The following is a 26,107-nucleotide window of genomic DNA, read 5'->3' as shown; positions in this document are numbered from 1 at the left end:
GGCAGGCGACGTCTCGGCCCTCGTCGGAAGAAGAGCCGCCGCCCTGCCCCGCTAGAGCGCCGCTTCGATAGCCTCGCGCAGGGAGTCGGGTTCGGCCTGCGGCGAAAACCGCGTGACCTTGGTGCCGCTGCGATCGACGAGAAACTTCGTGAAGTTCCACGGAATGGCGCCGACACCGAGCAGGCCCGGGGCCTTCTTTTTCAGCCACTGATAGAGCGGATGCGTGCCGCGGCCATTTACGGTGACCTTGGAGAACAACGGAAAGGTGACCCCGTAGTTCATGTCGCAAAAGGCCGCGATCTCCGACTCCGCGCCCGGCTCCTGCTGGGCGAACTGGTTGCAGGGGAAACCGAGGATGACCAGACCGCGATCGGCATAGTCCTTGTAGAGCTGCTCGAGCCCCGCATATTGCGGCGTCAGCCCGCACTTGCTGGCGACGTTCACCACCATGACGACCTTGTCGCGATAGTCGGCCAGCGGCTTGGCGCTGCCATCAATGAGGGGGGCGGAAAAGTCATAAAGCGTCGGCATGTCTCGTCTCCGGAAATGGCTTTAAACGAATTGGGTTAGTCCTCGCGCTTCGCGTCGTCCAGCAGCTTTGTGGCAAGCGCCTGCTCGGCGGCGTCGCGTAGCTTTTCGGCCTTGGTGCGGCCGAACCTGGCGCGGTTCTGTTCGGCCTGCTGTTCCTTGGCCGTTCGGGCTTTCGCCTTGCGGGCTTTCGACAGTGAGAGGATTTCAGCCATGGTGCCCTCCGATCAGGCCGCGACGGTGGATTTGAACTTGCTCATCAGGTACGGGCCCGACAGCACCGGCGGGTGCTTTGGCGTTTCGCCCGGCGCGAGGCACACATCGAGGCATTCGATGTTGGCGAACCAGTTGGCCTGGTGGAAATAGGCAAAGGACTGCCGCCGCGCCTCCGCGGCCTCGGGGCGCGACGGATTGACCACCCGGTGCACGGTCGACACCCAGCGCTCATTGGTCCAGCGGGCCATCAGGTCGCCGATGTTTATGACGAAGGCGCCGGGGATCGGCGGCACGTCGCGCCAGCTGCCATCCGCCTGCTCGATCTGCAGGCCCTCGGAGCCTGGTTGCGGCAGAAGGATCGTCAGGCTGCCATAGTCCGAATGGGCCCCGGCGCGCAGTTGTCCCGGTGCGGGTGCCACGTCCACCTCGGGATAGTTCAAGGCCCGCAAGGCGCTGACCGGATGGTCGATCTTGTTGGCGAAGAAATCGTCGGGCAGCCCGAGCGCCGCAGCGAACAGCGTCATGATCCGCGAAGCGAGATCCTCGAGTGCCGCGTAATAGGCCGCCCAGGCCTCGCGAAAGCCCTGAGGAGCATCCGGCCATGGAGTCGGCGCATAGCAGAAGGCCAGTGCGTCCGCGTCGGTGAGGCCCGGCGGAACCGAGGGCGGGCCGCCGTTGAAGCTTTCCTTGAGGTCGGGCGGCGTCGCCATGCCGCGCGAGGCCGCCAACGCTTCGGACCCCGGCCCCATATAGCCGAAGGGATAGCCGGGGTATGGCACCTTCACCTGCTGCTTGGTCTCGGCGGGCTGATCGAAGAACATCTTCGCCTTGTCCCAGGCATCGGCGATCACCTCCGGCGCAATGCCGTGCTCGGCGATGGCCAGAAACCCGGTGGTGCGGCAGATCTCGTCGACCTCCGCGGCAATGCGCTGGCGCGTGGCGGCGTCACCGGTTTCGAAGTGGCGCAGGCGGACGATGGGAAAGGCGCTGGTCATGAAAACTTACCTCAACAGACCCTGCGATTTCATCCCCCGCCGCCAGACGGGTCAAGCGCGCTGGTGCCGCGGCGACGTCGCACTCAGGCCGAACCGGTTGAGCGGGCCACCCAGTCCGAACGCTGCAGGCTCAGATAGACGCTGTCGGCCCATTCTTCGCCCAGCTTGAAGGTGTTCTTCTCTGTGCCGGTAATGCGAAAGCCATGCTTTTCGAGCAGCCGCAGCGACCCGGCGTTGCGTGGATCGACATCGGCGGTGATTTCATCAATGTCGAAATGATCGAAGGCGTGATCGAGATAGGCGGTGACCGCCTCGGAGCCGATCCCCTGCCCCCAGACATCGGGATGCAGAATGAAGCCGAACTCCGGCGGCTTCCAGATGCCGACATAGCCGACGGCGCGGCCACCGAATTCGATCACCCACTCGTCTGCTTCGGGATTGCCCTCGCACAAGAGGCTGCGCGGAAACCATTCCTCGGTGACCGCGAGGGACTCATGCGGCAGGCGCGACCAGTATTGCATGGCCGCCGGCGAGGACATCACCGCATGAATGTCTTGCAGGTCCTCAGGCCGGGCACGGCGCAGGATCAGCCGCGCCGTCCTCAGTTCCATCAGACCAGCCGGCTCTGCACCGTGGCCGCCTCGATGAAGCTGGCGAACAGCGGGTGCGGCTCGAAGGGCTTGGACTTCAGTTCGGGATGAAACTGAACGCCGATGAACCACGGATGATCGGTGCGCTCGACGATTTCGGGCAGCTTGCCGTCGGGCGAGACGCCGGAGAACAGCAGGCCATTGGCCTCGAGCACCTTGCGGTAGTTCATGTTCACTTCGTAGCGGTGACGGTGCCGCTCGGAGATCCGCGTCGCGCCGTAGATATCGGCGACGCGGCTGCCGCGGGTCAGCTGCGCGGTGTAGGAACCGAGACGCATCGTGCCCCCGAGGTCGCCTTCGGCGGAGCGGGTTTCCTTTTCATCGCCCTTGGTCCACTCGGTCATCAGACCGACGATCGGATCCTTGGTCGCGCCGAACTCGGTGGAATTGGCGGTCTTGATACCGGCGGTGTTCCGCGCCGCCTCGATGCAGGCCATCTGCATGCCGAAGCAGATGCCGAAATACGGCACATCCTTGAGCCGGGCGAAGCGCGCCGCGGCGATCTTGCCGGCCGAACCGCGCTCGCCGAAGCCGCCAGGCACCAGAATGCCGTGGATATGCTCGAGCCAGGGCGCGGGATCCTCGCGCTCGAAGATCTCGGAATCGATCCAGTTGATGTTGACCTTGACCTTGTTGGCGATGCCGCCATGCACCAGCGCTTCGCTGAGCGACTTATAGGCATCCTTGAGGCCGGTATATTTGCCGACGATGGCGATGTTCACCTCGCCCTCGGGATTGTGCAGCCGCGAGGAGACTTCTTCCCACTGGCTGAGGTCGGGCTCGGGGGCGTCGGTGATGCCGAAGGCCGAGAGCACTTCGCGGTCGAGACCTTCGTGGTGATAGGCCAGCGGCACGTCGTAGATCGAGGCGACATCGAGACCCTGGATCACCGCCGTTTCACGCACGTTGCAGAAGAGCGCCAGCTTGCGCCGTTCGGCGGCCGGCACCGGGCGGTCACAACGCACCAGCAGCACATCGGGCGAAATGCCGATCGAGCGCAGTTCGGCGACCGAATGCTGTGTCGGCTTGGTCTTGAGCTCGCCGGCGCTCGGGATGAACGGCATCAGCGTCAGGTGGACATAGACCGCATGCCCGCGCGGCAGTTCATTGCCGAGCTGGCGGATGGCCTCGAAGAACGGCAGGCCTTCGATGTCGCCGACGGTGCCGCCGATCTCGACGAGGACGAAGTCGAAATCCTCGTTCCCCTCGAGCACGAAATCCTTGATCGTGTCGGTGACGTGCGGAATGACCTGGACGGTGGCGCCAAGGTAATCGCCGCGGCGCTCCTTGGCGATGATGTCGGAATAGATGCGCCCGGTGGTGATGTTGTCGCGCTTGTTGGCGTGACGCCCGGTGAAGCGCTCGTAGTGCCCCAGATCGAGATCGGTCTCGGCGCCGTCATCGGTGACGAAGACCTCGCCGTGCTGGGTCGGCGACATCGTGCCGGGATCGACGTTGAGATAGGGGTCCAGCTTGCGTAACCGAACCTTGTAGCCGCGAGCCTGCAGCACGGCGCCGAGCGCCGCAGAGGCGAGTCCCTTGCCCAAGCTGGAAACCACGCCACCGGTGATAAAAACGTACCGAGCCATGGGCCTTCACCTTATGAGGTCATATTCGTGATTCGAAGCGGGAATGGCGTTGCCCACACCCGGCTCCACAAAAGAAGAAGGGGATGTTTCCATCCCCTTCCCGGTCTCTACCGCGGCTGCCTCAGTTCGAGGGCGCCGCCGGTCGATTTGTCGTATCCGACTCGGCCGGCGCGGCGCTGTCGGTGGTCGTCGGCGCCTCGGTCGTCGCTGGAGCGTCGGAAATGTCGGTGCTGGCTGGCGGCGCAGCCTCCGGCACGGCCAGGCCCGGATCAGCCGAAACTTCGTCGGAAGTGGTCTGAGGCGCGGTTTCGGCAGGCGCAGTCTCGTCCGGCACAGGCAGCGCGTCGGGTTCTGCGGCAGCCGGTACCGGCAGATCGTCGGTGGACTGCTGCTGCAGCTGCTCCATGGCGTCGAGCACGGTCGTCGGCGATTCGCCGTCCGTTCCGACCTGGTCGAGAATGGAACTGGTCCCGCGATCGATTTCGGCCAGAATGGTCAGTCCGATTGCCGTGGCAAAGAACAGCGCGGCCAGAATGGCAGTGGTGCGGGTCAGCAGGTTGGCCGAGCCACGGGCGGACACGAGTCCGTTGGAATTGCTCGAGCCCATGCCCAGACCGCCGCCTTCGGACCGCTGAATCAGGATGACTGCAATCAGCGCGAGCACGATCAGCAGATAGGCGACGATAAGAATATTGGCCATGAGGACCTGTGGCGTTCGATATCGGGTTTCGGCGGCTTCTACACGCACGCCAGAACAAATGCCAGCCGCTTCGGCCGCCCGTTGTGTGAGCGGCCGACCGGCTTCAGACCGCCGAGATAATGTTATAGAAGTCGTTTGCCAAGAGGCTTGCGCCCCCGACGAGCCCGCCATTGACGTTTTTCAGCCGCAGAATGTCGCGCGCATTGTACGGCTTCATCGAGCCGCCATAGAGAATTCGGGTGCCTTCGCCGTTTTCACCATAATGCTCGACAAGATATTTGCGGATCGTGGCGTGCATGTCCTCGATGTCGTGCATGGTCGGCGTCTTGCCGGTGCCGATAGCCCATACCGGCTCATAGGCGACGATGAAGCCGAACGGCCCCCAATTGTCCGGTAGCGCCTCGGCCAGCTGGCCGAGCACCACCTTTTCGGCCGAACCGGATTCACGTTCGTCTTCCGATTCCCCCACGCAGATGATCGGCACGAGGCCCGATGCGAACGCGGCCAGCGCCTTCTGCTGGACGAGATGGTCGGTTTCGCCGTGACCGAGCCGGCGTTCGGAATGGCCGACAATGACGTATTGCGCACCGCAGTCGGACAGCATCTGCGCGCTGATGTCGCCGGTATGCGGGCCATGTGCTGCCGGATGACAATCCTGGCCGCCCGTCACGATGCCGGCCGATGCCGTGATCGTGTTGAGCCGCTCGAGCATGGTCGCCGGCGGGCAGATCACCACCGTGCACCGCGGGCCGTCGCCTTCGGTCACCAGTTCGGCCAGCCGCTCAACCTCGCCGAGCTGCACCGTGGTGCCGTTCATCTTCCAATTGCCCGCGATAAGAGGGGTAATCTGTGCCATCTGACTGGTACTCCTTCCACTTGCCTAACGCAGGCGTTTGCCATACCCCGCGTCTTCTGTGCCTTGCGGCACCAACTTCACCCTGTCTAGTATCCCGCCGCCATCATACGGTGGAATGAATTCGACCCATTGGAACGCTCCTGATGCTCAATGCCTTGCGCAATCTCGCCCGGACCTGGATCGGCAAGATCCTGGGACTCCTGTTGATCGTCGGTCTCGCCGGATTCGGCATTTCCAATGTGATATTTACACTGGGCACCAACAGTGTTGCATCTGTTGGTGGCGAAGAAATTTCTGTGCGCGACTTCCAGCGCGCCTATAACAGCCAGCTCAACGCAATGGCACAGCGGATCGGTCGGGTGCCGACCACTGAAGAGGCTGTGGCGAGCGGACTGGTCTCCAATGTGATCGGTCAATTGTCCAATGATGTGGCCGTCAACTCGCTCGCCAAGGACATGGGACTGGGTGCATCCGATGCCCGCCTCGCCGAGCTGCTGAGACAGGATAGCAGCTTTTTCAACGCATTGGGCAATTTCGATCGGACCAATTTCGAGCGGGTGCTGGAGCAGAGCGGTTACACCGAGGCGGAGTATTTCGAACTGCAGGCCAATGCGGCACGGCGCCAGCAACTGATCGCTGGCCTGCTGGCCGATCCTCCGGCCCCGACGGCGGCGACCGCGCTGCTGGGCCGCTATGCCGGCGATACGCGCACCGTAGACTACTTCGTGCTCAACACCGCCTTCCTGCCGCCGGTGGAGGCGCCGACCGACGAGGAACTGCAGGCCTATCTCGAAGAGAACCAGAGCCGCTTCCGCACTCAGGAGACCCGCGTCGTCGATGTGCTCGCCCTCTCCCCCGCGGTGCTGGCCGAGAACATGATCATCGGCGAGGACGAGATCGCCGAAGAATACGAGCGCACCCGCGCCAGCCGCCAGCGCGTCGAAAAGCGCACCATCGTGCAGGTTGGGCTGGCGACGCCCGAACTCGTGACCGCCTTCGAGACCGGCAAAGCCGAGGGCAAGAGCTTCGATACGCTGGTATCCGAAGCGGGCCTGACCACCGAGCCGCTCGGCACGCTGGCCCAGGCGGAAATCCGCAATTCGGATCTCGCCGACGCTGCCTTTTCGACCGACGAAGGTGATTTCACCATCATCGACGGCATCGGCGCCAAACGCGCGATCGCTGTGACGGCGATCGAGCCGGCTGGCGAAACCAGCCTGGCCGAAGCCAGTGAAGAGATCGCCCAGTCGCTGGCCCTCAAGCAGGCACGGAACGAATATAATGACATCCTCGACCAGATCGAGGAGCTGCGGGCCGCCTTCAGGCCGCTGGACGAGATCGCCGAACGCTTCGATCTCGACGTCAGCGAAGTGACGATGACAGCCGATGGCGAAGCGCTGGCCGCGGTACCGGGCCTGCCCGAGGAAGATCGCAGCCGCGTCGCGTCCCGCGTCTTCACGACAGAAGTGGGCGATCTCGCCCCGACGGTGACCCTGGGCGCCAATGCCAACGTCTGGTTCGACCTCAAGTCGGTCGAGCCGGCGCGCGACCAGACCCTCGAAGAGGTGCGCGAGCAGCTTGTCGCCGAGCTGACTGCGCAGCGCGAATCCGAAGCGCTGTCGGCCGAGGTGGACAGGCTGACCGCCGAGATCGAATCCGGCACCTCTTTCGATGATGTCGCGATCAACGCCGGCCAGTTCCCGCAGCTCAGCCAGCCGCTGACCCGCGGCGGCAGCCCCGGCACCGAGATCGACAGCACCGTCGCGTCGGCCATCTTTGGTGGCGGCGCCGGTCACTTTGGCTCGGCGCTGAACAGCAATGGCAATCAGGTGCTGTTCAAGGTGGTTGATGTGACCCCGGGCGACACCGCCGCAACCGACGCGATGACCCAGTTCGTTGCCGATGGCACGCTCGAGTCGCTCTATGTCGGGCTCATCACCGGCATCAAGGACAGCCAGGGTGTGACGCTGAACAACGCCGTGCTGAGCAGCACGCTTGGCCTCGACTCGGCGGCGCAATAATGGATGACGCCGAGTTTGCCAGTTTTTCGGATGGCTATGACTCCGGGCGCGCCCAGATCGTCTTTCGCCGTGTCGTGGCCGATCTGGAAACTCCGATCGGCGCCTATCTGAAGCTGGCAGAGGGCCGCAGAAACACGTTCCTGCTCGAAAGCGTGCAGGATGGGGCGACGCGCGGCCGGTTCTCGATGATCGGTTTCGCCCCCGACATCATCATGCGGGTCGAAAAGGGCGAGGCACGCATCAACCGCCGTGCCGGGACCGACCCGGAGGCCTTCGAGCCGCTGGATGAACCACCGCTGGAAGCACTGCGTGCCCTCGTGGCCGAGAGCCAGGCCGACGTGCCGGCCGGCCTGCCCTCCACCGCGGCAGGCATTTACGGCTATCTCGGCTATGACATGGTCCGGCTGATGGAGACCCTGCCGGACGCCAACCCGGACCCGCTGGGCTTTCCGGAATCGGTGCTGATGCGCCCGTCTGTGCTGGCCGTCTTCGATACGCTCAAGGATGAACTCTATCTGACCGCACCCGTCTATGTGCGCGAGGGCGTGACGGCGAAACAGGCCTGGGAAGCGGCGCAGGACCGGATCGACGATGCCGTGTCACGCCTGGGGCGTACCCTGCCCTATACCGCGGCACCGCCGAAGCTCGACAAAATCGCCGTGCGCTCCAACACATCGCCCGACGCCTATCGGAAGATGGTCGAGGACGCCAAGGACTACATCCGTGCCGGTGACATCTTTCAGGTTGTGCTGAGCCAGCGCTTCGAGGCCGATTTCGATCTGCCGCCGACTGCGCTCTATCGCGCGCTGCGCCGCACCAACCCCTCGCCCTATATGTACATGCTGGATTTCGGCGACTTCGCCGTCGCCGGCTCGAGCCCGGAAATCTTGGTGAAGGTCGAAAAGGGCAAGGTCACCATCCGCCCCATCGCCGGCACCCGCAAGCGCGGCGCCACGCCGACCCGCGACAAGGAACTGGCCGAGGAACTGCTCAGCGATCCCAAGGAACTGGCTGAACATCTGATGCTGCTCGATCTGGGACGCAACGATGTCGGCCGAGTGGCCAAGATCGGGTCGGTCGAAGTGACCGATCGCTTCTTTCTCGAATATTATTCGCACGTCATGCACATCGTTTCGAATGTCATCGGCGATCTCGACGAGAACAGGGATTTCGTCGATGCGCTGTCCGCCGGCTTTCCCGCCGGCACGGTGTCCGGCGCGCCCAAAGTGCGGGCGATGGAGATCATCGACGAACTCGAAAAGTCACGGCGCGGCATCTATGGCGGCTGTGTCGGCTATTTCGGCGCCGACGGCACCATGGACACCTGTATCGTGCTGCGCACCGCCATCGTTTCGGATGGCAAGATCTATGTGCAGGCGGGCGCCGGTGTCGTTGCCGATTCCAGGCCCGAACTCGAACAGCTCGAATGTGAAAACAAGGCCCGCGCCCTGTTCAGCGCCGCCGAGGAAGCCCTCCGCTACGCCGGCGAGGCCCGGGTGGGACAATGACACACACGGCGCACAACCGATGGCGAAGCGCGCTTTGACCTGAGATTCCCGCTTTCGCGGGGCTCCTCCGGTGTTTACAAAGCGTGCCATCAGGAACCCGAGCCATGCGCCTCCTCATTATCGATAACTACGACAGCTTTACCTACAACCTCGTCCATTTCCTGGGCGAGCTCGGTGCCGAACCGAGCGTTCATCGCAATGACAAGATCACCCTCGACGAGATCGCCGCGCTGGCGCCCGAGGGTATCGTTTTGTCGCCCGGTCCCTGTACGCCGAACGAAGCCGGTATCTGCCTCGACGTGATTACCCGCTTTGCGCCGACCATCCCGATCCTAGGCGTCTGCCTCGGTCATCAGGCGCTGGGACAGGCGAATGGCGGCACCGTGGTCCGCGCGCCAGAACTCATGCACGGCAAGACCAGCCGTATCAGCCATACCGGCAAGGGCCTGTTCCGCGGGCTCAACGCCGGGTTCGAGGCGACGCGCTATCATTCGCTGACCGTCGCACCCGAGAGCCTGCCGGACGTACTGGAAGTGACGGCGACCACCGACGACGGACTGATCATGGGCATGCAGCATCGGCAACACCCCAGCCATGGCGTGCAGTTTCATCCTGAGAGCATTGCCTCCGAGAACGGCCATGCGCTGCTGCAGAATTTTCTGAACATTGCTTCCGACTTCAACCGCAAGAGGGCTGCGTGATGGACATCCGGCAGGCACTGGCCAAGATCGCCGACAGCAAGGATCTGACGGGCGAGGAAATGCGCGGCGTTATGCGCATCATCATGTCGGGCGACGCCACCCCGAGCCAGATCGGCGCCTTTCTGATGGGCATGCGGATCAAGGGCGAAACGGTCGGCGAGATCGCCGCGGCCGTCTCCATCCTGCGCGAGCAGATGGTGCCGGTGACCGCGCCCGAAGACGCCATCGACATCGTCGGCACCGGCGGCGACGGGATGGGCAGCGTCAACATTTCGACCACAACCGCGCTGGTGGTAGCGGCGGCGGGCGTGCCGGTGGCCAAGCATGGCAACAAGGCGCTTTCTTCGCGTTCTGGCGCCTCGCAGGTGCTGGAAGCCCTGGGCGTCAAGCTCGACCTGACCCCGGACGAGATCAGCGACACCATTGCGCGTGCCGGGATCGGCTTCATGTTCGCCCCCAGCCATCACCCGGCGATGCGCCATGTCGGCCCGGCCCGCGCCGAAATGGGCGTGCGCACCCTGTTCAACCTGCTCGGCCCCCAATCCAATCCCGCCGGAGTGCGGCGCTATCTGCTGGGCGTCTATTCGACCGAATGGGTCGAGCCGGTGGCCGCCGCGCTGCTCGCCAACCGCGCCATCAAGGCCTGGGTCGTGCATTCGAGCGAAGGGCTGGACGAGCTGTCGACCTCGGGGCCGAATTTCGTCGCCCAGATTGCCGGCGGCGACCTGCGCAGTTTCGAACTTCATCCCGACAAGGTCGGGCTCAGCCTGACTGATCCCAAGGACCTGCTCGGCGGCACGCCGGAAGACAATGCGGCGGCGATGATGGCGCTGTTCGACGGCGCCCCCGGCGCCTACCGGGACACGGTGCTCCTCAACGCAGGGGCGGCGCTGCTGGTGGCGGACAAGGTGGACACTATTGAAGACGGCATTGCCATGGCGCGCGAGATCGTGGACAGCGGCAAGGCCAAACAGACACTCGCCCGCCTCGTGGCGGTATCGAACGGACGCGACTGATGACCGATATTCTCAAGCAGATCGAAACCTACAAGCGCGAGGAGATCGCGGCCGCCAAGACCCTGCGCCCGTGGAACGAAGTGGTGGCCGAGGCGCATGACGCCCCGCCGGTGCGGCGCTTCCTCTCGGCGCTGAAGAAAAAGCGCGAGGAAAAGGACTTCGCCCTCATCGCCGAGGTGAAAAAGGCGAGCCCCTCGAAGGGACTGATCCGCGAGGATTTCGATCCGGCAGCCATCGCCCGGGCCTACGAGCTGGGCGGCGCCGCCTGCCTGTCGGTGCTGACCGATCGGCCGAGTTTTCAGGGCGCGCCCGGCTATCTGATCGAGGCCCGCAACGCCACGCGCCTGCCGGTGCTGCGCAAGGACTTTCTGTTCGAGACCTATCAGGTCGCCGAAAGCCGCGCCTATGGCGCCGACTGCATCCTGATCATCCTCGCCGCGGTGACCGACGACACGGCCCGCTATCTGCTCGACGCTGCCGAGGAATGGCGCATGGATGCGCTGGTCGAAGTGCACGACCAGATCGAACTCGACCGCGCCGTGGGTCTCAACGCCGAGTTCATCGGCATCAACAACCGCAATCTCAGGACGTTCGAAACGACGCTGAACACCTCGAAGAACCTCGCCGTCGGCGTGCCGTCGGGCGTACATCTCGTCTCCGAAAGCGGCATCAACACGCATGACGACATGCGCATGCTCGAAGAGACCGTGGGCATCGGCACCTTCCTCGTCGGCGAGAGCCTGATGCGCCAGGACGACGTGACTGCGGCGACGCAGACGCTTCTGCGGGGCGCCTGACATGGCGCTGACCCACCTCAATCAACGTGGGGAAGCGCATATCGTCGATATCGCCGACAAGGCGGTGACACGGCGGCGGGCGGTTGCGACGGCCCGGCTGGACGCGCAGCCGGAAACGATTGCGTTGATCGTGGGAGGTGAGCTCAAGAAGGGCGATGCGTTGGCCGTGGCCCGGATCGCCGGCATCATGGCGGCCAAAAAGACCGCTGAACTCATTCCGCTCTGCCACCCGATCGGGCTGAGCCGCGTCGAGGTCGAGATTGCCGCCAACGGCGCGACCCTGCTGGTCACCGCCACGGCGGAAACCACGGCCCAGACCGGTGTCGAAATGGAAGCCATGACCGCCGCCAGTGTCGCCGCATTGACGCTCTATGACATGGCCAAATCGCATGACCGGGCGATGCGCATTCTTGCCGTGCAGCTCGAAGAAAAGTCCGGCGGCAAATCAGGAGACTTCCGGCGTTGATTTCAGTCGACGAAGCGCTTGAGCGCATTTTTGGCAAGCTGCCGGACCTCGGCAGCGAATCCGTGCCGCTGGGGCGCGCCCATCGCCGGGTGCTGGCGAGCCCGCTGGTCGCGACGCACAATCAGCCCCCGTTCGATTCGAGCGCCATGGACGGCTATGCCGTGCGGGCCAGCGAGGCGACGCCCGACCGAGCCCTCAAGATGGCCGGCACGGCCCAGGCCGGCGCGCGTTTCGTCGGGATGATGGAGCACGGCCAATGCGTGCGCATCTTCACCGGCGCGCCGCTGCCGATCGGTGCCGATGCGGTGATCATGCAGGAAGAGGCGACCGCCGAAGGCAACCGGATCCGCTTCGAAAAGCAGCCCACGGTTGGCCAGAATATCCGGAAGCAAGGTTTTGACTTCGAGCGTGGCAAGGAACTGCTGCCCGCCGGCACTGCGCTGACGCCGGCCATGTTGAGCCTTGCGGCCGCGGCCAACCTGCCGAACGTGACGGTGAGCCGCCGCCCGCGCATCGCCATCATGGCGACGGGGGATGAACTGGTGCCGCCCGGCACGCCGCTGGGCAATGACCAGATCGTTGCCTCCAACAGCTATGGGCTGATCCCGATGTTGTCGGCTTTCGCTGAAAAGGTCGTCGATCTCGGTATCGTGCCCGACGACAAGGCCAAGCTGGACGCAGCCATGCTGAGCGCCTTCGACATGGGCGTCGATATCCTGGTGACGACCGGCGGCGCCAGCGTCGGCGAGCGTGATCTGGTGCAGGACGTGCTGAAGGACCTCGGCGTGACGCTCGATTTCTGGAAGCTCAGCATGCGCCCGGGCAAGCCGCTGATGTTCGGCACTCGTGGCAAGACCCTGATTTTCGGTCTGCCGGGCAATCCGGTCTCGGCGCTGGTGACGGCGACGGTGATCCTGCGTCCGGCGCTTCGGGCGCTTCTGGGACACACCGACCCGTTCTGGCCGCGCTTCGGCGTTCCGACGCTGGGCGCCCTGCCCCCGAACGGCTCGCGCAGGCATTACCTCCGCGCCAGCCTGAGCCGCAACGATATCGGCTATCTGCAGGTGCGCCCGATCCTCGAGACCGACAGCGCCCATGGATCCTCGCTGGCCGCCGCCGATGCGCTGATCGTGCAACGGGAAAACGATCCCGGCCAGCCGCCCGGAGAGATCGTCGAGGTCATTCCGCTCAACTGGGGCTGACGTGCTAGAGATAGGCGACGTTGGCGAAGGTCTGCTTGGGGTCGGTCCACACCGCTGTCTTGTCGCGGCCGCCGCCCTTGGCGAGATAGAGCGCCTCGTCGGCCCGCAGCATCAGCAGGCGCGGCGTCAGATCTGGATCGATGCCCTCCATCGTGGCCGTCCCGATGCTGACGGTGACGATGCCCTTTTCGCTGGCCTCGTGTTCGATGGCTCTGTTGCGCACTGCGCTGCGAATTTCTTCGGCAACATGATAGGCGCCCGTGTTGCCGGTGTCGGGCAAGAGGATGGCGAATTCCTCGCCACCATAGCGCGCAACGACGTCGACGGGCCGCTTTACCGCTGAGCGTAGTGCCTCGGCGACAGCCTGCAGGCAGGAATCACCCTCGAGGTGGCCATAACGGTCGTTGTAGGCCTTGAACCGATCGACATCGATCAGCAGCACGCTGATCGGCGTGTCGCTGCGACGGGCCCGACCGACTTCGCGGTCGATGGCATCGTCAAACCCACGGCGGTTGACCAGCGAGGTCAGACCGTCGGTCAGCGCCAAATGCTCCAGCTGCTTGGTCATCGCCCGCAAATTGGTCTCGGCCCGCTTGATGGCCGTGATGTCGGAGACGACCGCGATCGACATGCCCTCGGCATGAACCTGCGTGCGCATGTGCAGCCAGCGCCCGTCGAACAATTGCACCAGCTGATCGCCGCCCGTGCGCATGGCGTGCATCACATCAGACATCCAGGCCTTCGCATCGGCCGCGGTCACCGCCGGCTGCTCCCCGGTGTCGATCACGGCCTGCAGGATGGTCGGAAGATAGGCGCCGGGAACGCGCGCGCTGCCGGTACGCGGGAACATGTCCCGATAGCGCTGATTGGAGAGCACGATCGTGCCGTCGTGGCGGATCAGCGCGACGCCATCCGACATCTCCTGCAGGATGAAGGAGAGCCGGTCTCGGCTTTCCGACAGTTCCGTGCGGATCTCATGTTCCGCCGTGATGTCGCGACTGACGCCGACAATGCCCACAACCTGGCCATTGCCCAACTGAACCGGCGTCTTGGACGAAACGAAATGGCGCGCTTCGCCCTCGGCAATCTCGATCATTTCATGCTTGTTGAGCAGCGGCTCGCCGGTTTCGACGATGTGCTGTTCCTCCTCGAGCAGGATCTGCGCCCGCTCAGGACTGGACATTTCGAAATCGGTCTTGCCCTTGACGTCTTCGACCCCATCGGCACCGATCAAATGCGCCACATTGCGGTTCGCCGCCATGATCTGGCTTTTCGGGTTCTTGACGTAAAAATAGTCCGGCGCATGCTTTATCGCGCCGAGCAACAAAGCGCGCTCGGCCGCGCGACGGCTGTTGATGACGACGAGCCACACTGCACTGAAGGTCGAAAGCATCGTCAGAACGAAGATCGGCAGCCCCCCCGTCGCCCAGACCGTATTCCGGACGGCCTCGCCTTCGATCGTCACCACGGCGACGAGCGGCGCCAGACCCGCGAGGAAGGAGGAGAGCAGAATTTGCGGAAGATTCGGCAACCGGCCCCGGCTCATGTAATAGCTGGCAAGGCCGGCGAGCACGGTCAGGCCGATCGAAACGAGACCGGCAATTGCGCCGGCGCCGCCAACCACCAGACGGGCAGTACCGGCCATCACGGCCGCGACGAGCGCAGCAACCGGCCCGCCGAGAATGGCCGCCACCGCGATGGCGGTACCCCGCAGATCGAACTTCACACCTGCCGCCACATCGATCGACAACGCCAGAGCGCTGATCGAGGCCAGTCCCATCAGTATGCCAAAAATGCTGGACGCAACCAGTGTCCGTTGTGACAGCGCCCAATCCTGCAAATTGGCCCAGACGGATACGAAGAAACCGACGGCGGCAAAACTTGCCAGAAGCGAAAGCCACATACGCAATACCTCATATGCCACCAGTGGTAGCGGGCCGATAATTGCAAGATCCGAACTTACAAGCTGTTAAGGGCGACGGATAATTTTCACCCCGGAAGGTGAGATACCGGCCCGGAACAGAAAAAGTTTCTTCATGGTTGCAGAACATAACTGGAACACGTATACAGGTTCAGCCTTTGTTCCGAATCCATCCATGGGGTCACCATGCTGACGCGCAAGCAACACGAGCTCCTGATGTTCATCCATGAACGGATGAAGGAAACCGGCATTCCGCCGTCTTTCGACGAAATGAAGGATGCGCTCGACCTGCGCAGCAAGTCCGGAATTCACCGTCTGATCACCGCCCTCGAAGAGCGTGGCTTCATCCGCCGTCTGCCCAATCGGGCCAGGGCGCTGGAAGTGGTGAAGCTGCCGGATTCGATGAACCCGACACTCGGTGGCCGCCGTGCCAAGTTCGAGCCCAGCGTTATCGAGGGCAATCTGGGCCGGGTGGCGTCGCCACCGCCCCGCCCCGCCCCGGCGCAGTCCGATGCCGGCCAGTCGGTCACCGTGCCGGTCATGGGCCGCATCGCCGCCGGTACGCCGATCGAGGCAATCCAGTCCCATTCCCATTCGATCATGGTGCCACCCGAAATGCTCGGGTCCGGTGACCATTACGCCCTTGAGGTGCGCGGCGACTCGATGATCGACGCCGGCATTTTCGATGGCGACACCGTCTTGATCCGCAAGCAGGACGCTGCGAGCACCGGCGAAATCGTCGTGGCGTTGGTCGACGATGAGGAAGCAACCCTCAAGCGACTGCGCCGCAAGGGCAATTCCGTCGCCCTCGAAGCGGCCAACCCGGCCTACGAGACGCGCATTTTCCCGCCCGACCGGGTGCGCGTGCAGGGCCGGCTCGTCGGGCTGATCCGCCGCTACTGAGCAGCAGCCCCGCTACCCGGTTTATCCCCATGCAGCCCCCTTGGCCGGTCCGTGTGACCGGCCTTTTTTGTTGCACATGCTGGTGTTGAGGGGGACAATCCTGCTAGGGATCGGGCGCTTTGAAGGCGCAGGGCAAGATCAAAATAGCGCCGATATTGACGAGGGAGTGGGCTGTGCCCGGCGGGGTGAATTGGATTGCGGTGGATTGGGGAACGACCAATCTGCGCGCCTGGGGAATTGATGCGCACGGCAAGACCGTGCTGTCGCGTGACTCGACTGATGGCATGAGCAAGCTGACGGCGGAGCAATATCCGTCGACGCTGCGCGCCCTGATGGCCGAAACCGATGCTGCCGGCACCGAAGTGCTGGTGTGTGGCATGGCGGGCGCCCGTCAGGGCTGGATGGAGGCGCCCTATATGGACGCCCCGGCAGACCTCAGCCAGCTGGCAGCCGCCACTGTGGCCCCGAACATGCCCGACGGCAGCTACAAGGTGCGTATCCTGCCAGGCGTCTGTCAGCGCGAGCGCGGCGCCGAGGACGTGATGCGCGGCGAAGAAACCCAGCTGCTTGGGCTTTCCGCACTGCTGCCGGGATATTCCGGGCTGATCGTCATGCCCGGCACCCACAGCAAATGGGCAACGCTGGATGGCACGCGGCTCGAGCGGTTTTCCTCGGCGATGACCGGCGAACTGTTCGACGTGCTGCGCACCCATTCCGTTCTGCGCCACTCCTTTGCCGGTGACCTCGATACGGCGGATCGCGAACAGGGTTTCGACGCCGGCACAGAAGCGGGCCTGTCGCACCCCGAACTGCTGACCGCCATGCTGTTCAAGACCCGCGCTGCGGCACTGCTGTCGGGCCGGAGCCCCGCCTGGTGCGCCGGCTATCTGTCGGGCCTGCTGATCGGTGCGGAAATCGGCGCCCAGACTGTTGAGCACGGGTCCGACCCGATCCCCCTCATCGGCGGCGCGCGCCTCACCGCGCTTTATGCCCGCGCCTTTTCGAAAAAGGGCGTTACGACGCGCATCATCGATGCGACGGACGCAACGCTCGCCGGCCTCAAGGCCGCCAGGGAGCAATTGCAATGATCCAGCACCGTCACCTGATCGCCATTCTGCGCGGTATCACGCCGCCCGAAATCGATGCGGTGTGCACAGCACTGATCGACGCCGGCATCACCATGATCGAGGTGCCGCTCAATTCGCCGGACGCCCTGACCTCGATCGCCCGTGCGGCCGAACGCTTTGGCGGCAGCGCGATGATCGGTGCCGGTACGGTCTTGTCGCCCCGCGAAGTCGAGCAGGTCGCCGAAGCCGGCGGTACCTTCGTCGTGTCGCCCGATACCAATTCCGAGGTGATCTCGCACACCGTTGAGTGCCATATGGCCTCCTACCCCGGCGTGTTCTCGCCCACCGATGCCTTTGCCGCGATCCGCGCCGGCGCAACCGGACTGAAGTTCTTTCCGGCCGAAGTTCTGGGCCCCAAGGGCATCAAGGCGATGCGCGCAGTGCTGCCCGAAGGCCTGCCGCTCTACGCCGTGGGCGGCGCCAAACCCGACAATTTCATCGAGTATTTCGCAGCCGGGTGCGCCGGTTTCGGACTCGGCACCTATATCTATACGCCCGGGATGACGGCCGAGACCGTGGCCGAACGGGCCGTCGCCGCCGTCGCGGCCTATGAGGAGGGACTATCGAAATGAGCCTGAAAGCCGAGATGTTTGTCGACAGCCGCTGCGAACTCGGCGAAGGCCCGTTCTGGCATCCGCAGCATGAGCGGCTGTTCTGGTTCGACATTCTGAACCAGACGATGCTGAGCGCCACAGACCAGGGGCATATGGTCGATCGTATCACCTTCAAGGACACGGTTGCCGCCGCCGCGGTGATCGACGCCAACACCATGGCCGTGGCGCAGTCCGGCGCCCTGCTGCGCTATGATTTCACCACCGACAGCTCCGAGACCATCGTCGAGATCGAGGCGGACAAGCCGGGAAACCGGTCTAATGACAGCCGGGTGCACCCCTCCGGCGCCTTCTGGATCGGCACCATGGGCCGGCGCGCCGAAGCTGGCGCCGGGGCGCTCTATCACTATCGCGCCGGCAAGCTCACCCAGCTGCGCGACGGGCTCGGCATTCCCAACACCACCTGTTTCTCGCCCGACGGCCGCATCGGCTATTTCTGCCACAACGGCTCGGACATCATGAAATGCGACCTGGATCCAGAAACCGGCATGCCGATCGGGGAATGGACGAGCTTCGTGTCGGGTCTGGTCGATGGCCATGCCGATGGCGCGGTGATCGATTCCGAAGGCTGCATGTGGAATGCCCGCTGGGGCGCCGGCAAGATCGTGCGTTTCACCCCCGACGGCAAGCTGGACATGGAAATCGAAGTGCCCACCGGCCGGACCTCCTGTCCGGCCTTTGGCGGCAAGGACATGAAGACGCTCTACATCACCACGGCCCGCGAGGGCATGACACCCGAAGAGCTGGAGCGCGATCCGATCGCCGGCAGCACCTTTGCCGTCCAGCTCGACGTGGCCGGCATTCCCGAACCCGCCATCAAGCTCTAGGTCTTAACGCGCGTTAAGCCTGATTATGGCGCAAATGCGGCGAGTTTATCGCTGCGCGCGCCAGGGCAGAGACCGGTCTTCGATGGCGCGGCGGATCTCGAACCGCCGCGCCATCGCATCCCAGCGCAGCCAGTGCACGCCGTGCTCGGCCAGCTTGCCGGCGTCGATGACCAGCGGGGCAGCGCATGTACTGGGAGCGTAGCGCCGGCTGACGACCAGATCGACAGTGCCGCACTCTTCGAAAAACCCTGCCGGATCGAGCACATAGGCCAGCCGGAAACTGCCGGCCCCGGCACCGCTGCCGACACAGGCAATGCTGTCGCAGCTCAGGCGATCCGGGTTTGCTGAAATCGGTGACGCGAAGTGGTCGCGCCAGACCTCGACGGCAAAACCGCCCCTGCCCGCGACCAGTTCGAGACCGGCATCGCCGTGCAAGGCAATGGCCTGGGTGCTGTCGGCGATCAGCAGATCTGGAGGACGGTCCATTCCCAGCAGGACGACGGCGGGTATCAGCAGCGCGGGTGCGATCAGCCGCCACCAGCCTTCGATGAAGGCGAACCAGGCGAAGGCTGCCAGCCCCAGACCGAGGGACAGCGGCGTCAGCAGAGGGCTGGCGTCTATCGCCTCGCTCCAGCCGGCCACCAGCGTCGCGAGATCGATCATCCGGTCGATGGCCCAGCCCATGATGGCGATGAAGGGCGCATCCCAGCCGAACGGCATCAGCAAGGTGCCGACAAGCGCCGCCGGCATCACCACAAAGCCGACGAGGGGCAAGGCGACGAGATTGCCCAAAACGCCAAGCGGCGAGGTCTGCTGGAAATGGTAGACCGAGAACAACAGCGTGGCCGCGCCGGCGACGAGGCTGGTGGCGACGATGCCGACGAAATAGCCGCCGACGCGCGCCAGCCCGCTGCGCTCGCGATGTTCACTGCGTCGCACCAGTTCCCAGACGCCGATCAGCGCCACGACGGCGGCGAAGGAGAGCTGGAAACTGGGACGGACGACGCTCGCCGGATCGGTGAGGATCACCACCAATGCCGCGATCGCGACATTGCGCATGGTAAAGGCGCGGCGACCGACCAAGACGGCGCCCAGCAGCAGAACCAGCATGATGGTGGCGCGCTGCGCCGCAACGCTGCCGCCCGAAATGGCGAAGTAGCTGAGCCCGGCGACGACCGCACCGGCGGCAGCCAACTGCTTGATCGACAAATGGCTGTGGAGCGCCGGGATCAGCGCGAGCCCGCCCCGCAGTGCGACCAGCACCAGCCCGGTCACGAGGGTAAGATGCAGGCCCGAGACCGCGAGGACGTGCGCCAGCCCGGCGGTTGCCATGATCTCGCGCGTCTCATCGAGAACTTCCGACTGGTCCCCGATGATAAGTGCCCGGGCGACGCCGGCGGAGGGCTGTGAAAGGGTATGGTCGATGCGCGCGGCGATGCCCCGTCTGGTCTGATCGACAAGGCGGTTTGGGGCGGCACTGTCGCCTGCCGTCACTCGCGTGACCGTATCGGTCGTCGTGCCATAGGCGCCGATCCCGTCGAAATAGCCATGCAACTGTGGGTCGAAACTGTTCGGCAGCACGGGGCCGGGCACGGGATAGAAGCGCACCGGCGCAGCAATGATGTCACCGGGCGCCAGACCGAGATCGGTCTTCGCGACGATCCGTGCCCGTCTAATCGGTAACGATCTGGTATGCGGTCCCTCGGTGATGCCGGAGATAATCAGACGCTGGCCGCTCTCGGGCGTCGAGAGCACCCGATCAACCCGCATCTGATAGCTGCCATAGGCGGGACGGGCGAGCATCTCAGTGCCGAACAGCGCGCCATGAACGCTGGGCAAGCCATAGCCGAGCCATACGGCGGCACAGATGGCCAGCAGACGGAAGGCGACCGGGCGCGCGCCCGAGCGGCTCAAGCCGATGGCCAAAGCCAGCCCGACGACCACTAGCCCGAGCGGCGATGGCGGCACACGCAGCGCCAGTACCACACCGAGGATCATCGCGAATGGCGTAAGGATCAGCAGGCGCCGATGCGCAAAAGCCTGGGCGATGGCCGCGGTCGTACCGGTGCCGGATCTGGCTGCACCGGTGCGTATGACCGCGGCGTCTGGCACACGCACTTCGGGCCCGGGCGCCAGCAGCGACCGGGCGGGTGGACGAACCGCAACATGCGTGTCGGTCTGGGCCATCGGCGTCCCCTGCCCCGATGGGGGAAAATACTAACCCCTTTCAACCGTCCCCGTCACGCGTGACGCCAATTCGTGCCGACGCGGCTAGTCGCTTTGCAGCAGCCAGGCCACGGCATTGGCAAAAAAGCGGGCATTGTCCGCGGACTCGAACATCGCGCGCCCTGCGTCATCGAGGCTGGCCATGAAGCCGGAATCGGCAATGGCCAATACCCGGCCGGCCGGGCCGGCACTCCCGAGGGCAAAGGGCTGCGCCTCAACGGCGAAACGCGCCAGAACTTCGCTGCCGGGTCCCGCCTGCAGCCAGCACGCGTTGCGGACCGCGAGCGCAGTGACGTCTGTCGTCACAGCATGGGTCAGCAAGGCGATCTGCGGATCGCCACCGATGCTGGCATTGGCGAAAGTGAACGGCAGCTTCAGCGCCGCGGCTAGTTGCTGCTGCGGCAGCACCATGCCGCGATGATTGCCAAGGATCATCAGGCGCCCGCCATTAGCGACGAAGCTTCCGATTGCCTTGAGGTCATCCGGCGCATAGGGCAGCAGTTGCGAGCGGCTGGGGACGACCAACAGGTCGGCGGCCGCCAGTACGTCCGGCGTCGGCAGGCTGATTTCGATAGTATGCCCGCCATCCGACAACATCTGGCGGAACCCCTGCAGCCGCTTGCCGCGCCAGCGGCCGGCACTTTCGGCGGGCATGCCATAGGCCGACGCTTCGGTACCGGCCTCCCGGATCGCCTGATGTCCAAGCGCGTCCATCACGATATGCGCCATGCTGGCATCCTCCCCTTCAGAGTTGCTGCCTCGCACGGACACACCTGTCAATCGCTTGCCCTTGCGCTCTCGTGGGCAAGTGCTACACACCCGGCAAGAAATAAGCCCGAGAGATCGGAAAGTACCGCATGTCAGCTCAGGTCGTTACGCGCTTCGCGCCCTCGCCCACCGGATACCTTCACATCGGCGGAGCCCGCACGGCTCTGTTCAACTGGGCCTTCGCCCGGCACCACGGCGGCAAGATGCTGCTGCGCATCGAGGATACCGATCGCGAACGGTCGACCGACGACGCCGTCCAGGCAATCTTCGACGGCATGAAATGGCTCGGGCTCGACTGGAACGACGAACCGGTGATGCAGTTCTCGCGCGCCGACCGGCACACCGAAGTGGTCATGGAGCTGCTTGAGCGCGGCCAGGCTTACTACTGCTACTGCTCCCCAGAAGAGCTGACGCAGATGCGTGAGGACGCCCGCGCCGCCGGCAAGGCCCCGCGCTACAATGGCTATTGGCGCGACCGCGATCCGTCGGAGGCGCCAGAGGGCGTGAAGCCCGTCGTCAGGATCAAGGCGCCCGAATCCGGTGAGATCACCGTGCGCGATCACGTGCAGGGCGACGTCGTCTTCAAGACCGAAAATCTCGACGACTTCATTATCCTGCGCTCGGACGGCACGCCGACATATATGCTGGCCGTGGTGGTCGACGACCACGACATGGGCGTGACCCATATCATCCGCGGTGACGACCACCTGACCAATGCCGCCCGCCAGATCATCATCTACAACGGCATGGGCTGGCAGGTGCCGGACATGGCCCATATCCCGCTGATCCACGGACCGGATGGCGCCAAGCTGTCCAAGCGCCACGGCGCCCTGGGGGTCGAGGCCTATCGCCAGATGGGCTATCTGCCCGAGGCCATGCGCAATTATCTCGCCCGACTCGGCTGGAGCCATGGCGACGACGAAATGTTCTCGACCGAGCAGATGGTCGAGTGGTTCGGCCTCGATGGCCTGAACAAGGGCGCCGCGCGCTTCGATTTCGTGAAGCTCGAGAACATCAACGGCCACTATATCCGCGAGGCGGCGCCCCAGCGGCTCTATGAGGTCATGGTCGAGACCGCGACAGAGCTGGAGCGCACGGTCGATGCCGAGGGTCTTGCGGCCAATCGCGACACCGTACTGACCGCCTTGCCCGAGCTGCAGCCGAGGGCCAAGACCGTGCTCGAACTGATCGATCTTGCCCAGTTCATCTATCAGGTGCGGCCGCTGCCGATCGATGAGTCGGCGGCCAAGCAACTGACCGACGCTGCGCGTGGGCATATTGCTGCCTTCGCAGAAGTGCTTGGCGGACTGGATGACTGGGCGGTGCCCGCGATCGACGCCGCTGCCCGCAGCTTTGCCGAGGCGCAGGGCCTCAAGCTCGGCAAGGTTGCGCAGCCTTTGCGCGCGGCCTTGACCGGCCGGACCGTTTCACCCGGTATTTTCGAGGTGATGGTGCTGATCGGCCGCGAGGAAACACTGGCCCGCCTGGCCGATCAGGCGGCCTGACCTGCGGCTGGTGCGGCGCAAAAATAGTACGTTTAACCAGCCTGTTGCAGACATGGGGTAGATGGGTTACGCCAATCTACCTGCCCCTTAACGACTATCTGGCCTGCCCGCACCCACCTACTCGCGGGCCATTGCGGCCCAAAGGAGTGCGCTCATGACCGATAAACTCGCCAAACTGACCATCGGGGATCAGACCCACGAATTCCCGGTTCTTTCGGGCTCGGTTGGCCCCGAAGTCATCGACATCCGTTCGCTGTATGCCAAGACCGGCATGTTCACCTACGACCCGGGGTTTACTTCGACCGCCGCGACCGACAGCGCCATCACCTATATCGATGGTGACAAGGGCGAGCTGATGTATCGGGGCTACCCGATCGATCAGTTGGCCGACAATGCCAACTACCTCGAGGTCTGCTACCTGCTGCTTTACGGCGAGCTGCCCGACAAAGAGCAGATGAAGGATTTCGAAGGCCGGGTGACCCGCCACACCATGGTGCACGAGCAGATGCACTATTTCTATCGTGGCTTCCGGCGGGACGCGCACCCGATGGCGATCGTCTGCGGCGTCGTCGGCGCCATGGCGGCGTTCTATCACGACTCGACCGACATCAGTGACCCCGAGCAGCGCGAGATCGCCTCGATCCGGATGATCGCCAAGATCCCGACGATCGTCGCCATGGCCTACAAGTATGCCGTGGGCCAGCCGTTCGTCTATCCGCGCAACGATCTCGACTACGCGTCGAACTTTTTGCAGATGTGCTTCTCGGTCCCGGCTGAAGAGTATGAGGTGAACCCCGTCGTCGCCAAGGCGATGGACCTGATCTTCACCCTGCACGCCGATCACGAGCAGAACGCCTCGACTTCGACGGTCCGGCTCGCCGGCTCGTCCGATGCCAATCCGTTCGCCTGTATCGCGGCTGGCGTCGCGTGTCTGTGGGGCCCGGCGCATGGCGGCGCCAACGAAGCCGCGCTGAACATGCTCAAGCAGATCGGCACAGTGGACAAGATCCCCGAGTTCATCGCCAAGGTGAAGGACAAGTCCAGCAATGTGCGCCTGATGGGCTTCGGCCACCGGGTCTACAAGAACTACGATCCGCGCGCCAAGGTGATGCAGGAGTCGGCACGTGAAGTGCTCGACCTGATGGGTGTTGAAAACAACCCGCTGCTGCAGGTGGCGCAGGAACTCGAGCGAATTGCGCTGACCGACGAGTACTTCATCTCCCGCAAGCTCTATCCCAACGTCGATTTCTATTCGGGCATCATCCTCGAGGCGATCGGTTTCCCCACCTCGATGTTCACCGCCATCTTCGCGCTGAGCCGCACCGTCGGCTGGATCGCCCAGTGGCAGGAAATGATTGCAGACCCGCAGAAGAAAATCGGCCGCCCGCGCCAGCTCTACCAGGGCTCGCCGGTGCGCGACTACGTCCCCATGGACGAGCGCTGAGCCGCAACAGCCAGCACACGATCGGCAGGATCTTCACGGGGCGCCTCTGGCGCCCCGTTTTGCATGAGCGCGCGGATCGCACGGAAATCGTTCAGCTGGCGCTGGCGCGTCGCGGGATCATCCATGAGCTTTTTGAGACTGGACAGCGCCTCGGACGTATCGCTGCCCGCCTCGAACAGCATCTCGGGTACCACTGACTGACCGGCCACGATATTGGGTAGACCGATGGGCGGACGGCCAATTGCGTTGTAGCGCTTGGATTGCTGGCGATCGGCGACATACGCGATCACCATCGGCACGCCGGCCAGGGCCAGTTCAAGGGTCACGGTGCCGCTCGTGGCAAAGGCCCCCACCGCTCCGGAAAACGCATTATAGCGTGCCTCGCCCCTGACGATCGTGACGGGCGCAGCCCAGTCTGCCGTGGCAGCCCGGACGCGCTCTGCATGCGACGCCGGCGTCGGCAGGACGAAGCCATCGACCGCCGGATGAGCGTGCAGCCGTTCGACCCCAACCCGCATCATTTCGAGATGGCGCTTGAGCTCGCCCTTGCGGCTGCCCGGCAGCAGGAGCAAAGGCCCCCGCTCCGTCGGGCTGTCGCGCCAGGCTACGCTGTCGAGCGCCGGGTGCCCGACGTAGTGCGTTGGCGGCCCCCCGAGATCTGCCACGACGCGCGGCTCGAAGGGCAGCACGGCCAGCAGTTCGTCAAACAATGGCTTGAGTTCTGCGGCGCGTTCCGGCTTCCAGGCCCACACCGTAGGCGCAACGTACAGCACCAGCTTGATCTGAGGACAGGTGCGGCGAACGCGCTGCGCCAGAAGATGAGAAAAAACCTGCGAGTCGATCAACACGACAACATCCGGCCGCTGCGCGATGATCGCCCTGGCGGTCTGGCGCAACCGCCACAGCAGCAGCGGCGCACGGCGCAACACATCGGCAAAGCCCATCACCGCCAGATCGTCCATGGGGAACAGGCTGTTGAGGCCGAGACCCGTCAGTTCTGGCCCGCCCACCCCCGTCACCGTGACAGGCTGTCGGGCCCGCAGGCGCTTTACCAGATCTCCACCGATGCGGTCGCCGGAGGCTTCGCCGGCAACGATGAACAGCTTCAGCGGATCAGCCATCGCTTGCGAGGCCAACGACACTGATGCCCGTGGCTCTGGCGCGGCGCTTCAGCTCGTCGGCGCCCAAGACCAGACAACGCCCGGCCTCAAGCACGATGAGGCCGATGCCGGCCTTGGCGCAGCCAGTGACTGTATCGGGACCGATGGCCGGCATGTCGACCGCCAGGGGCTGCTGTGGCTTGCTGGCCTTGGCCAGCACCATCGTCTCGCCGCCGTCACCAGTGAGGCCCGCGGCCCGCAACTGAGTGGTTCTGTGGAGCAAGGCGTCGGTGCCCGCGATGTCCTCTGCGGCAACAATGCGCTGCCCTACCGCAACGACCGCCTGACCAAGATCGAGCTCCCCGATCGTACGTGCGGCCTCAAGCGCCAACCGCGCGGTCGCAACTAGTTCATCGGCCATTGGTGGCCC

At 64.4% G+C, this 26,107-nt stretch carries 25 protein-coding genes; 13 read left to right on the top strand and 12 right to left on the bottom strand.

Annotated elements, in window-relative coordinates; genetic code table 11:
* Positions 1 to 51: 51 nt before the first annotated feature.
* The 7 genes from ACN0TK_RS07045 to tpiA all read right to left on the bottom strand — a co-directional run bounded on the left by ACN0TK_RS07045 (position 52) and on the right by tpiA (position 5,534).
* On the bottom strand, positions 52 to 531 hold the full coding sequence (locus ACN0TK_RS07045; protein ID WP_417308764.1) for a glutathione peroxidase: 480 nt from the start codon (positions 529 to 531) through the stop codon (positions 52 to 54).
* Between the two features lie 35 nt (positions 532 to 566).
* A complete protein-coding gene (locus ACN0TK_RS07040; RefSeq protein ID WP_417308763.1) occupies positions 567 to 743 on the bottom strand; it encodes a DUF4169 family protein in 177 nt (58 codons plus the stop codon).
* A 12-nt stretch (positions 744 to 755) separates the two neighbouring features.
* Positions 756 to 1,739, bottom strand: coding sequence for an isopenicillin N synthase family dioxygenase (locus ACN0TK_RS07035; RefSeq protein WP_417308762.1), 984 nt, complete (start codon positions 1,737 to 1,739; stop codon positions 756 to 758).
* 83 nt (positions 1,740 to 1,822) lie between these two features.
* Positions 1,823 to 2,350 carry a GNAT family N-acetyltransferase gene (locus ACN0TK_RS07030; protein WP_417308761.1) on the bottom strand — a complete coding sequence of 176 codons (528 nt, stop codon included), beginning with the start codon at positions 2,348 to 2,350 and terminating at the stop codon, positions 1,823 to 1,825.
* Entirely contained in the window at positions 2,350 to 3,978 is a 1,629-nt protein-coding gene (locus tag ACN0TK_RS07025) for a CTP synthase (protein ID WP_417308760.1), read from the bottom strand. Before ACN0TK_RS07025 ends, ACN0TK_RS07030 begins: the two co-directional genes overlap by 1 nt.
* A gap of 121 nt (positions 3,979 to 4,099) precedes the next feature.
* Positions 4,100 to 4,678 (bottom strand): preprotein translocase subunit SecG, encoded by a 579-nt coding sequence (gene secG, locus ACN0TK_RS07020; protein ID WP_417308759.1) that lies wholly within the window; start codon positions 4,676 to 4,678, stop codon positions 4,100 to 4,102.
* Between the two features lie 103 nt (positions 4,679 to 4,781).
* Positions 4,782 to 5,534, bottom strand: coding sequence for a triose-phosphate isomerase (gene tpiA, locus ACN0TK_RS07015; protein WP_417308758.1), 753 nt, complete (start codon positions 5,532 to 5,534; stop codon positions 4,782 to 4,784).
* A 143-nt stretch (positions 5,535 to 5,677) separates the two neighbouring features.
* Between tpiA and ACN0TK_RS07010 the strand changes: the two genes are divergently transcribed.
* From ACN0TK_RS07010 to glp, 7 genes are all read left to right on the top strand, one after another.
* A complete protein-coding gene (locus ACN0TK_RS07010; RefSeq protein WP_417308757.1) occupies positions 5,678 to 7,555 on the top strand; it encodes a SurA N-terminal domain-containing protein in 1,878 nt (625 codons plus the stop codon).
* Entirely contained in the window at positions 7,555 to 9,063 is a 1,509-nt protein-coding gene (trpE, locus tag ACN0TK_RS07005; protein ID WP_417308756.1) for an anthranilate synthase component I, read from the top strand. Before ACN0TK_RS07010 ends, trpE begins: the two co-directional genes overlap by 1 nt.
* Positions 9,064 to 9,167: 104 nt before the next feature.
* The gene (locus tag ACN0TK_RS07000; RefSeq protein ID WP_417308755.1) at positions 9,168 to 9,764 is read left to right on the top strand and encodes an anthranilate synthase component II; all 597 of its coding nucleotides are present in this window, start codon (positions 9,168 to 9,170) and stop codon (positions 9,762 to 9,764) included.
* Entirely contained in the window at positions 9,761 to 10,780 is a 1,020-nt protein-coding gene (gene trpD, locus ACN0TK_RS06995) for an anthranilate phosphoribosyltransferase (protein ID WP_417308754.1), read from the top strand. The genes ACN0TK_RS07000 and trpD overlap by 4 nt, the downstream gene beginning before the upstream one ends.
* Positions 10,780 to 11,577 carry an indole-3-glycerol phosphate synthase TrpC gene (trpC, locus tag ACN0TK_RS06990; RefSeq protein ID WP_417308753.1) on the top strand — a complete coding sequence of 266 codons (798 nt, stop codon included), beginning with the start codon at positions 10,780 to 10,782 and terminating at the stop codon, positions 11,575 to 11,577. Before trpD ends, trpC begins: the two co-directional genes overlap by 1 nt.
* A gap of 1 nt (position 11,578) precedes the next feature.
* Positions 11,579 to 12,043 (top strand): cyclic pyranopterin monophosphate synthase MoaC, encoded by a 465-nt coding sequence (moaC, locus tag ACN0TK_RS06985; protein WP_417308752.1) that lies wholly within the window; start codon positions 11,579 to 11,581, stop codon positions 12,041 to 12,043.
* Positions 12,040 to 13,245 carry a gephyrin-like molybdotransferase Glp gene (glp, locus tag ACN0TK_RS06980; protein WP_417308751.1) on the top strand — a complete coding sequence of 402 codons (1,206 nt, stop codon included), beginning with the start codon at positions 12,040 to 12,042 and terminating at the stop codon, positions 13,243 to 13,245. Before moaC ends, glp begins: the two co-directional genes overlap by 4 nt.
* Positions 13,246 to 13,249: 4 nt before the next feature.
* On the opposite strand, the gene ACN0TK_RS06975 is transcribed toward glp, so the two are convergent.
* Positions 13,250 to 15,148, bottom strand: a complete 1,899-nt coding sequence (locus ACN0TK_RS06975) for a diguanylate cyclase (RefSeq protein WP_417308750.1) — start codon at positions 15,146 to 15,148, stop codon at positions 13,250 to 13,252.
* Between the two features lie 204 nt (positions 15,149 to 15,352).
* On the opposite strand from ACN0TK_RS06975, the gene lexA reads away from it, so the two are divergent.
* The 4 genes from lexA to ACN0TK_RS06955 all read left to right on the top strand — a co-directional run bounded on the left by lexA (position 15,353) and on the right by ACN0TK_RS06955 (position 18,634).
* Positions 15,353 to 16,069 (top strand): transcriptional repressor LexA, encoded by a 717-nt coding sequence (gene lexA / locus ACN0TK_RS06970; RefSeq protein WP_417308749.1) that lies wholly within the window; start codon positions 15,353 to 15,355, stop codon positions 16,067 to 16,069.
* A 200-nt stretch (positions 16,070 to 16,269) separates the two neighbouring features.
* Positions 16,270 to 17,157, top strand: coding sequence for a 2-dehydro-3-deoxygalactonokinase (locus ACN0TK_RS06965; protein WP_417308748.1), 888 nt, complete (start codon positions 16,270 to 16,272; stop codon positions 17,155 to 17,157).
* The gene (locus tag ACN0TK_RS06960; RefSeq protein ID WP_417308747.1) at positions 17,154 to 17,768 is read left to right on the top strand and encodes a 2-dehydro-3-deoxy-6-phosphogalactonate aldolase; all 615 of its coding nucleotides are present in this window, start codon (positions 17,154 to 17,156) and stop codon (positions 17,766 to 17,768) included. The genes ACN0TK_RS06965 and ACN0TK_RS06960 overlap by 4 nt, the downstream gene beginning before the upstream one ends.
* The gene (locus tag ACN0TK_RS06955) at positions 17,765 to 18,634 is read left to right on the top strand and encodes an SMP-30/gluconolactonase/LRE family protein (RefSeq protein WP_417308746.1); all 870 of its coding nucleotides are present in this window, start codon (positions 17,765 to 17,767) and stop codon (positions 18,632 to 18,634) included. Before ACN0TK_RS06960 ends, ACN0TK_RS06955 begins: the two co-directional genes overlap by 4 nt.
* Before the next feature lie 45 nt (positions 18,635 to 18,679).
* Here the strand turns inward: ACN0TK_RS06955 and ACN0TK_RS06950 are convergent, their stop codons facing one another.
* Both ACN0TK_RS06950 and ACN0TK_RS06945 read right to left on the bottom strand, forming a co-directional pair.
* The gene (locus ACN0TK_RS06950; RefSeq protein WP_417308745.1) at positions 18,680 to 20,821 is read right to left on the bottom strand and encodes a ComEC/Rec2 family competence protein; all 2,142 of its coding nucleotides are present in this window, start codon (positions 20,819 to 20,821) and stop codon (positions 18,680 to 18,682) included.
* An 84-nt stretch (positions 20,822 to 20,905) separates the two neighbouring features.
* Entirely contained in the window at positions 20,906 to 21,589 is a 684-nt protein-coding gene (locus ACN0TK_RS06945) for a DUF4350 domain-containing protein (protein WP_417308744.1), read from the bottom strand.
* A 128-nt stretch (positions 21,590 to 21,717) separates the two neighbouring features.
* Here ACN0TK_RS06945 and gltX point away from each other — a divergent pair, with 128 nt between their 5' ends.
* Both gltX and ACN0TK_RS06935 read left to right on the top strand, forming a co-directional pair.
* Positions 21,718 to 23,133 (top strand): glutamate--tRNA ligase, encoded by a 1,416-nt coding sequence (gene gltX / locus ACN0TK_RS06940; protein ID WP_417308743.1) that lies wholly within the window; start codon positions 21,718 to 21,720, stop codon positions 23,131 to 23,133.
* Positions 23,134 to 23,287: 154 nt separating this feature from the next.
* Positions 23,288 to 24,577, top strand: coding sequence for a citrate synthase (locus ACN0TK_RS06935; RefSeq protein ID WP_417308742.1), 1,290 nt, complete (start codon positions 23,288 to 23,290; stop codon positions 24,575 to 24,577).
* Here the strand turns inward: ACN0TK_RS06935 and ACN0TK_RS06930 are convergent.
* Positions 24,553 to 25,698 (bottom strand): lipid-A-disaccharide synthase, encoded by a 1,146-nt coding sequence (locus tag ACN0TK_RS06930; RefSeq protein ID WP_417308741.1) that lies wholly within the window; start codon positions 25,696 to 25,698, stop codon positions 24,553 to 24,555. The two genes, ACN0TK_RS06935 and ACN0TK_RS06930, sit on opposite strands and share 25 nt — an antisense overlap.
* A partial coding sequence (locus ACN0TK_RS06925) for an LpxI family protein (protein WP_417308740.1) occupies positions 25,691 to 26,107 on the bottom strand: 417 nt, incomplete at its 5' end. The genes ACN0TK_RS06930 and ACN0TK_RS06925, both read right to left, overlap by 8 nt.

Source organism: Devosia sp. (genome assembly GCF_048261455.1).
In the GTDB taxonomy this organism is placed as follows: Bacteria; Pseudomonadota; Alphaproteobacteria; order Rhizobiales; family Devosiaceae; genus Devosia_A.
This window is presented reverse-complemented; position numbering and strand designations above follow the sequence as displayed.